Raw genomic sequence first — 7,797 nt, 5'->3', positions numbered from 1 at the left:
CCCGCCGGTGGAAAATCAGCTCCAGGCGTGCAGCGGCGGATTTTCGCCGTTGAGGAAATATTTGCCGAGGATCGAGTATTTCCAGCGCACCGGATCGTGCAGCGTGTGCGTGCGCGCGTTGCGCCAATGCCGGTCGAGATTGTGCTCGGCCAGGGTTGAGCGGGTCCCTGCCAGTTCGAACAGCTTGTTGGTGGCGGCGATGGCGATCTCTGTCGACAGGATTTTTGCCTCGGCAGTGACGATCTGGGCGTGCGCCACCGTCTCGGCTGTCGGCTCGGCCACTGCCCGGTCGATTGCATGACCGGCCTTTTCGAGCAGCGCCTGCGCCGCGTGCAGGCGCAGCGTCAGGTCGCCGATGGCCTGAATGGTGTAGGGATCGTCCCAGGCGTTGTCGACGCCGCTGTCGATCCAGGCGCGGCTTTTGGTCCTGACGAAATCGACCGTCTCGTCGATCGCCGCCTGGGCGATGCCGGTGTCCACGGCCACCTGGATGATCTGGAAGATGGCGCCGTCGGCGGTCGGTTTGTCGTAGCCCTTGTAGCCGGGTACCAGATGCGTCTTCGGCACCTTGACGTTGTCGATGATGACGGTGCCGGACAGGGTCGTGCGCTGGCCGAAGCTCGACCAGTCGTCGATGACGGTCAGGCCGGGTGCGCCGCGGTCGGCGATCGCATACCAGGCGCGGCCCTCGTCATCGAGCGCCACGATCGGCACCAGATGGGCGAGCAGCGCGCCGGACGAATAGAATTTCCGGCCGTTGACGACCACATGATCGCCGGCATCGGTGAAGCGGGTCTCAAAATCGGCGGCGCGCTTGGAGCCGAACTCGGAAAAGGCGTTGCCGAACCGGGTGCCCTTCAGCGCTTCGGCGAACAGCAGCTTCTGCTGGTCCGCGTCGGAGACGGTGCGGATGGCAGCGACGACGCCGAGATGGTTCTGCGCAACCTGGCCGATCGAGGAATCCGCCGCCGAGATGATCTCGATCACCTTCGCCAGCGTCGCATAGGACACCTCCGGCCCACCGAATGCCTTGGGTACATTGATCGACCACAGGCCGCTTTGCGAAAAGGCATCGAGTTCGGCGACCGGCCAGATCCGTTCACGGTCGCGCCGGGAGGAGTCCTTGACGAATTCGGCGGCGAGCGCATGGGCAACCGCAATCGCCTCGGCGTCGTCCTTGATGATGTGCGCCGGGGCGATCGGCCTTGCGACTGGCGGCACGGCGGCGGAAGCCTTGTCGGTCTTGACGGTCGAAACGGTCATTTCACTGCTCCTTGGGATTTCGATTCAGGCAACGGCGTGGAGATGGGCGGGCTTGGTGGCGGGTGACGCCTGTTGCCCGGGGTTCGATTGACCGAGATAGAAGGCCCTGATGTCCTCGCGCTGGCGAAGCTCGGGGGCCGCGCCGGCGAGAACGGAAACGCCGTTCTCCAGCACCGTGGCATGGTCGGCATATCGCAGCGCCACTGCGGAGTTCTGCTCGGCGACCAGGATGGATAGGCCAGTCTCGCGGTTGAGTTTTTTCAAGCTCTGGAAGATGTCCTGGACGATGATTGGCGCGAGCCCCATCGACGGTTCGTCCAGGACGAGCAGCCGCGGCCGCGACATCAGCGCCCTGCCGATGGCGGTCATCTGCTGTTCGCCGCCGGAGGTCAGGCCGGACAATGTCCGGCGTTTTTCCCGAAGCCTCGGGAAATAGCCGTAGATCCGTTCGAGATCCCCGTTGATCTCGGCGCGGCTGCCGCTGCGGCCGATGCCGCCGGCGATCAGATTCTCCTCGACGGTGAGGCTTTTGAAGCAGTGGCGGCCTTCCAGCACCTGAACCAGCCCGGCGCGCACCAGATCACCCGGTTTGCGGCGCGAGACATCCGAGCCGTCATAGCGGATGGTGCCGGCATTGACCTGGCCGCGTTCGGCCGGCAGCAGGTTGGAGACGGCCTTCAGCGTCGTGGTCTTGCCAGCGCCATTGGCACCGAGCAATGCCAGTATCTGGCCGCGCCTGAGCTCGAAACTGACGCCATGCAGCGCCGTGATGGCGTGGTTGTAGGTGGCATGGACCGTGTCCACAGCAAGAATGACGTCATCGTTCGGCATAGGCTGTTCTTTCGCGGTTCGAAAACCGAACAGGTCGGGCGCCACGGAAACTTGGTCCGCGACGCCCGGCACTGACTGATCAGTTGGTGGTCACAGCATTGGCATCGTCGGCGGTGCGCAGCTTGATGCCCTTCTCGGCGGCGTAGGCCTCGGCGGACTTCTCGATGATTGGCCGCAGCAGCGCCCAGTCCGGCGCGATCCAGTCGGAGACGACGTTCCACTTCTTGCCGTCCCACTGCTGGAAGGTCACGTAGCCTTCGCCTTCATGGTTGTCCCAGCTGACATTGATCGAGTGGAACAGGTCCTTGGCGCCGAGCGCCTCGACCTTGGCCGGATCAAGCTTGAGATGCTCGAAGCCCCAGCGGACCTCGTCGCCGGTCAGCGTGCGGTGGCCGAACTTCTCCTGCGCGATCCGGATCGCCTCGACATTGAGGATGCCGTTGACGATGCCGAGATTGTGGTAGACCGAGCCGATGCGCGCCTTGTCTTCAAGGTTACCCTTGCCGGCGCCGTAGACCGTCTTCACGATCTCCTGAACCACCGGGTAGGAGTTGCCGGAAGCCTGCGTGGTGATGGCGGTGTAACCCTTGGCGGCGTCGCCGGCAGGGATGACATCCTCTTCAGAATTCGACCAGACATTGCCGACGATGTGATCGACGGGATAGCCGACCTTGACCGCCGTCTTCAGCGCCACCGGGTTCATCACACCCCAGCCGCGCAGGACGACGAAATCCGGCTTGGCGCGGCGGATGGTCAGCCACTGCGACTGCTGCTCGTTGCCGGGATGCGGCACCTCGATCTGCTGCACGGTGAAGCCGTATTTCTGCGCCAGCAGCTCATAGATCGGGATGGTCTCCTTGCCGTAGGGCGAGCCGTGATAGAGCACGACGATCTTCTTTCCCTTCAGCTTGTCGATGCCGCCTTCCTTGGAGGCGATGTAGTTCACGATGCCTGATGTCTCGCTGTAGGGATTGAGCAGCAGCGGGAAGACGTAGGGGAAGACACGCCCGTCGGTGGAATCGGTGCGGCCGTGGTTGACGGTGATCAGCGGCACCTTGTCGGCGGTGATGCGGTCAATCATGGCATAGGCGATGCCGACCGAGAGCGGGTTCCAGGCGGCGGCGCCGGCATGGCTCTTCTGCCGCTCGTAGCATTCGACGCCGCGCTCGACCTCGTACTGGGTCTCGCATTCGTCCCAGGTCAGCTTGACGCCGTTGACGCCGCCGTCGCGGATGTTGATGAGGTTGAGATAGTCGATGAAGCCGCCGAAGAAGCCGGTGCCGCCGGCCGCGTAAGGCCCGACGCGATAGCTCTGCAGCGGAAAATATTGTTCGTCGGCGTGCGCGGCGGGCAAGGCCACCGACACGATCATCGCCGCGGACAACGCCGCCGCCTTGATTGTGCTGAGGAAAGTCATGGTCGAGGTACTCCCGGTATGGGCCGTCTTGTTCGGCCCCTTGTTCATTTTCCGATGGGATTCATTTTCAATGCATCAGCTCAAGTCGACTGCCAGGCGAACAGGAGCCGTCTTCGGACCCTGTCCCACAGCGCCACCAGCCCGTCGGGCTCAAGGATCAGAAACAGGATGATGAGCGCGCCCAGAACGATGCGCTGGCTCATGTCGAGCACGCCCGAATCGAAGAGATCGCCGAGCAGGAAGCCGCCGAGGCGCGACAGAGCGAGCGGGAAAACCACGATGAGGGCGGCGCCGAAAAACGCGCCGCGGATCGAAGCCAGCCCGCCGATGATGATGATGAACAGGATTTGGAACGACCGATCGAGATCGAAGCCGTCCGGCTCGACGGTCCTCAGATAGGCGAAGGCCCAGATGACGCCTGCGACGCCGATGATGAAGGACGAGATGGCGAAGGCCAGCAGCTTGGTCTTCAGCACCGGGATGCCGATGATGCGGGCGGCGGTTTCATTGTCGCGGATGGCGATGAAGTTGCGACCGGTCTGCGACGAGACCAGCCTATAGGCAAGGAAGGTCAGGACGGTGACGATTGTCAGCGCGAAGAGATAGCGACCGATGGCGCCGTCGAGCGCGAAACCTGAGATCGACAGTCTCGGCGCGTCGATGACGCCTGACGCCGAGTTGTTGGAGAACCAGCTGAACTTGGTCAGCGCCCATTGCACGAAGAACTGCGCGGCGAGCGTCGATACTGCGAGATAAAAACCCCTCAGCCGCAGGCTGGGCAGGCCAAAGACGATGCCGATCGCGGCGGCGACGATGCCGGCCAGGAAGATGCTGCCGATCGGCGGCAGGCCCTCGACGCGCAGGTTGAAATTATAGGCGGCGAAGGCGCCCGCCGCCATGAAGGCGGCACTGCCCAGCGAGACCTGGCCGGCATAGCCGGTGAGAATGTTCAAGCCCACGCCGGCGAGGCTGAGCGCCAGGAACGGCAGCAGGATGGCCTCGAACAGATAACTTGAGCCGATCAGCGGCACGACACCATAGGCGAAGGCGAGCAGCAGGACCGGTACGACCCATTTCGGCAGCACCGGCGCGGCGACGAAATCGCTTGTTATCGCGGTCATCGTTCAGATCCTCTCAACGAGCTTCTGGCCGAACAGGCCGGAAGGGCGGATCAGCAGGAAGACGAGCGCGACGACATAGGCAAACCAGCTCTCGATGCCGCCGCCGAAATAATCGCCGATATAGACCTCGGCGAGCTTCTCACTGGCGCCGATCAGAAGCCCGCCGACGATGGCGCCGAGGATGGAATCGAAGCCGCCGAGCACCAGCACCGGCAGCGCCTTCAGCACCACCAGCGACAGCGAGAACTGCACGCCGAGGCGTGCGCCCCAGAGCAGTCCCGCCACCAGGGCGACAAGGCCGGCGGCAGCCCACACGGTGGCCCAGATCAAGGGCAGCCTGAGGCCGACCGCGAGGGCCGCGAACTGGTCGTCGGCAACGGCGCGGAAGGAGAGGCCGATGCGGGTGTAGCGGAAGAACAGCGACAGCAGGAGGACCATGCCGGCGGCAACCACCGCGGCAAAAATGTCGAACTGGCTGATCAGCACGCCGCCGATTTCCAGCGGCACGTCCTCGATGCCGAGATCGAGGCCATGGACCTGCGTGCCCCAGATCAGCTGGGCGGCGCCCTCGATGATGTAGGACAGGCCGAGCGTCGCCATGAACAGTGTGATCGGCGGCTTGTTGGTCAGTGGCCGCAGCACCGTGCGCTCGATGGCGACACCCATCGCCACCATGATGGCGAAGGTGACCGCCAGCGCCAGCGCGAACGGAATACCGCGCTCGACGAGGCTGACGAAGGTGAGTGCCGCAAACAGCAGCATCGCGCCTTGCGCGAAATTGAGCACGCCCGAGGTCTTGTAGATGAGCACGAAGCCGATCGCGACAAGCGAATACATGACGCCTGAGAGCAGGCCGCCGACGAGCACTTCGATGAAGAATTGGTAGTCGAAATCGGCGATCATATGCCTGCCCCGTCCTCATTGTCCGAGGCGACGCCGAGATAGGCATCGATGACGCGTTGGTCGTTCCTGACTTCATCGGGCGTGGCGTCGGCGATCTTGCGGCCGTAGTCGAGAACGGCGATGCGATCGGACAGACCCATGACGACGCCGACATCGTGCTCGATCAACACCACGGTGGTGGCGAAACGATCGCGCGCGGCACGGACGAAAGACGCCATCTCGCTCTTTTCGCTCGCTGTCATGCCGGCCATCGGCTCGTCCAGCAAAAGCAGGCGCGGCTCGGCCACCAGCGCGCGGGCCAGTTCGACACGCTTCTGCAGCCCGTAAGGCAAGGTGCCGACAAGACGGTCGCGAATGGCGGTGAGATGGAGGAATTCAAGGATCTGTTCGGCACGGCTGCGTGAATCGCGCTGCTCGCCACGCGAGCGGCCGATGCCGAGCACCTGGCCGGCAAAGTTGGAGCGAACCTTGTAGGCAAGGCCAGAGGCGACATTGTCGAGGACGCTTAGGCCCTTGAACAGTGCGAGATTCTGGAAGGTTCTGGCGACGCCGAGATGGGCCAGCCGCTGCGTCGGGACCTGGGCATAGGAGGTACCGTCGAGCCGGACATGGCCGCGATCCGGCCGGTAGACGCCGCTGATGACGTTGATCAGCGAACTCTTGCCGGCGCCGTTCGGGCCGATGATGGCACGGATCTCGCCTTGGCGGACCGATAGGTCGATATCGGCCAGTGCCACGACGCCGCCAAAGGACAGGCTGATGCCCTGAAGCGAAAGCAACGGAGAGGCGGCGGCAACGGACTCTGCCGGCCTGGCGGCATCTTCGAACGACTGCTCCGGCCGCTGGTCTGACGGCAGGCCGCGCGCAAAGACCTCCGGTGCATAGGCGGAAGCCTCCATCACTCCGAGCGTATAACTGGGCAACGGCATTCCAATCGTCCTCGATTAGGCGCGCAAAATCCTGTTGCCGCCCGACGGATCAGCGCGCCGGGCAAGCTTCGTGCGTGCGGGCCGGCGCCTGTCCGGCGTGCCTATGGGGTGACTATTCCGCCGCCAGCGACGCCGCCGCCTCGGCGTGTTCCAGTTCGCGAACGAGCGGGATGACATGCTTGCCGAAATACTCGACCTCCTCCTGGAAGTGCAGGAAACCGAGCAGGATAAGATCCGCACCCGCGCGCTTCAGGTCGACGACGCGTTGAGCGACCTGCCTGGGGGTGCCGATCAGGTTCGAGCGGAAACCGTCATTGTACTGGACCAGATCGTCGAAGGACGATTTCGCCCAATTGCCCTCACCTTCCGGCGAGGCCTTGCCGGCATTCTTGACCTCATGGCCAAAAGCATTGACCGCGTCGGGATTGGCCTCGGCGATGATTTCGGCGAGCACCGCCCTGGCCTCGTCCTCGGTCTCGCGAACGACCGCGAAGGCGTTGACGCCAACTTTGACGGAATGGTTATTGGCCTTCGCCTTGACTCTGATATCATCGACCTGCTTGGCGATCTCGGCCGGCGTGTTGCCGTTGGTGAAGTACCAGTCCGAGACGCGCGATGCCATGTCGCGCGCGGCGCGCGACGAGCCGCCCTGGAAGATTTCGGGTACTTGCGGCGGTTTCGGCTTCAGCGAATACTCATTGAAGCGGTAGAAATCGCCACGGAAGGTGAAGCTGTCTTCAGTCCATATTCCGCGCAGCGCACGGATGAATTCCTCCGAGCGGCGGTAGCGCTCGTCATGGTCGAGCCAATGCTCGCCGATGGCGTGGAACTCGCCGCGGAACCAGCCGGAGACAAGGTTGATCGCGACGCGGCCGTTGGTCAGGTAGCTGATGGTGGCGATCTGCTTGGCCGCCAGCGCCGGGTTCCATGGTCCTGGCAGGATCGCTGCGATGACCTTGAGCGTCGTGGTCGCCGCCAGCAGATCATGGCTGAACGCCACCGATTCATGCTGTTCGTCGGCGCCGTAGCCGGCCGTGAAACGTATCTGGCTAAGCGCGTAGTCGAAGCCGGCCTTCTCGGCGATCTGCGCCAGCTTGCGATTGTACTCGGCAGAATGGTTGGTGCGCTGCTCGATGTTGGAAATCACCAGGCCGCCCGAAACATTCGGCACCCAGTAGGCGAATTTGATCGGATCGGCTTCTGCATGTGCCATGAACTGTCTCCCATTCAGGCCGTGTCGTTGATCGCTCCGGTCGCGCCGGCTCTGATATTTATTATGTTTATAGAATATATATACAAAGAAGGATTTTCCGTTTTTGGGGCGCTCTTGGGA

The 7,797-nt window shown here is 63.3% G+C and carries 7 protein-coding genes; all 7 read right to left on the bottom strand.

Annotated features, from left to right (window positions below):
- Nucleotides 1–15: 15 nt before the first annotated feature.
- The 7 genes from EN969_RS08625 to sfnG all read right to left on the bottom strand — a co-directional run bounded on the left by EN969_RS08625 (nucleotide 16) and on the right by sfnG (nucleotide 7,677).
- Nucleotides 16–1,263, bottom strand: coding sequence for an SfnB family sulfur acquisition oxidoreductase (locus EN969_RS08625; protein WP_063169861.1), 1,248 nt, complete (start codon nucleotides 1,261–1,263; stop codon nucleotides 16–18).
- Between the two features lie 24 nt (nucleotides 1,264–1,287).
- Nucleotides 1,288–2,094, bottom strand: coding sequence for an ABC transporter ATP-binding protein (locus EN969_RS08620; protein WP_024501876.1), 807 nt, complete (start codon nucleotides 2,092–2,094; stop codon nucleotides 1,288–1,290).
- 79 nt (nucleotides 2,095–2,173) lie between these two features.
- On the bottom strand, nucleotides 2,174–3,511 hold the full coding sequence (locus EN969_RS08615; RefSeq protein WP_013528156.1) for an ABC transporter substrate-binding protein: 1,338 nt from the start codon (nucleotides 3,509–3,511) through the stop codon (nucleotides 2,174–2,176).
- Between the two features lie 80 nt (nucleotides 3,512–3,591).
- On the bottom strand, nucleotides 3,592–4,632 hold the full coding sequence (locus tag EN969_RS08610) for a branched-chain amino acid ABC transporter permease (RefSeq protein ID WP_063169860.1): 1,041 nt from the start codon (nucleotides 4,630–4,632) through the stop codon (nucleotides 3,592–3,594).
- Between the two features lie 3 nt (nucleotides 4,633–4,635).
- On the bottom strand, nucleotides 4,636–5,535 hold the full coding sequence (locus EN969_RS08605) for a branched-chain amino acid ABC transporter permease (protein ID WP_032898718.1): 900 nt from the start codon (nucleotides 5,533–5,535) through the stop codon (nucleotides 4,636–4,638).
- Entirely contained in the window at nucleotides 5,532–6,464 is a 933-nt protein-coding gene (locus tag EN969_RS08600; RefSeq protein WP_063169859.1) for an ABC transporter ATP-binding protein, read from the bottom strand. Before EN969_RS08600 ends, EN969_RS08605 begins: the two co-directional genes overlap by 4 nt.
- Before the next feature lie 112 nt (nucleotides 6,465–6,576).
- Nucleotides 6,577–7,677 (bottom strand): dimethylsulfone monooxygenase SfnG, encoded by a 1,101-nt coding sequence (gene sfnG, locus EN969_RS08595; RefSeq protein WP_063169858.1) that lies wholly within the window; start codon nucleotides 7,675–7,677, stop codon nucleotides 6,577–6,579.
- Between the last annotated feature and the right edge of the window lie 120 nt (nucleotides 7,678–7,797).

Origin of the sequence: Mesorhizobium sp. M7A.F.Ca.CA.003.01.2.1, from assembly GCF_003998945.1 — a bacterium.
Taxonomy (GTDB): domain Bacteria; phylum Pseudomonadota; class Alphaproteobacteria; order Rhizobiales; family Rhizobiaceae; genus Mesorhizobium; species Mesorhizobium ciceri.
Note: the sequence above shows the minus strand (reverse complement) of the source record. Positions and strands in the feature narration are given on the sequence as shown.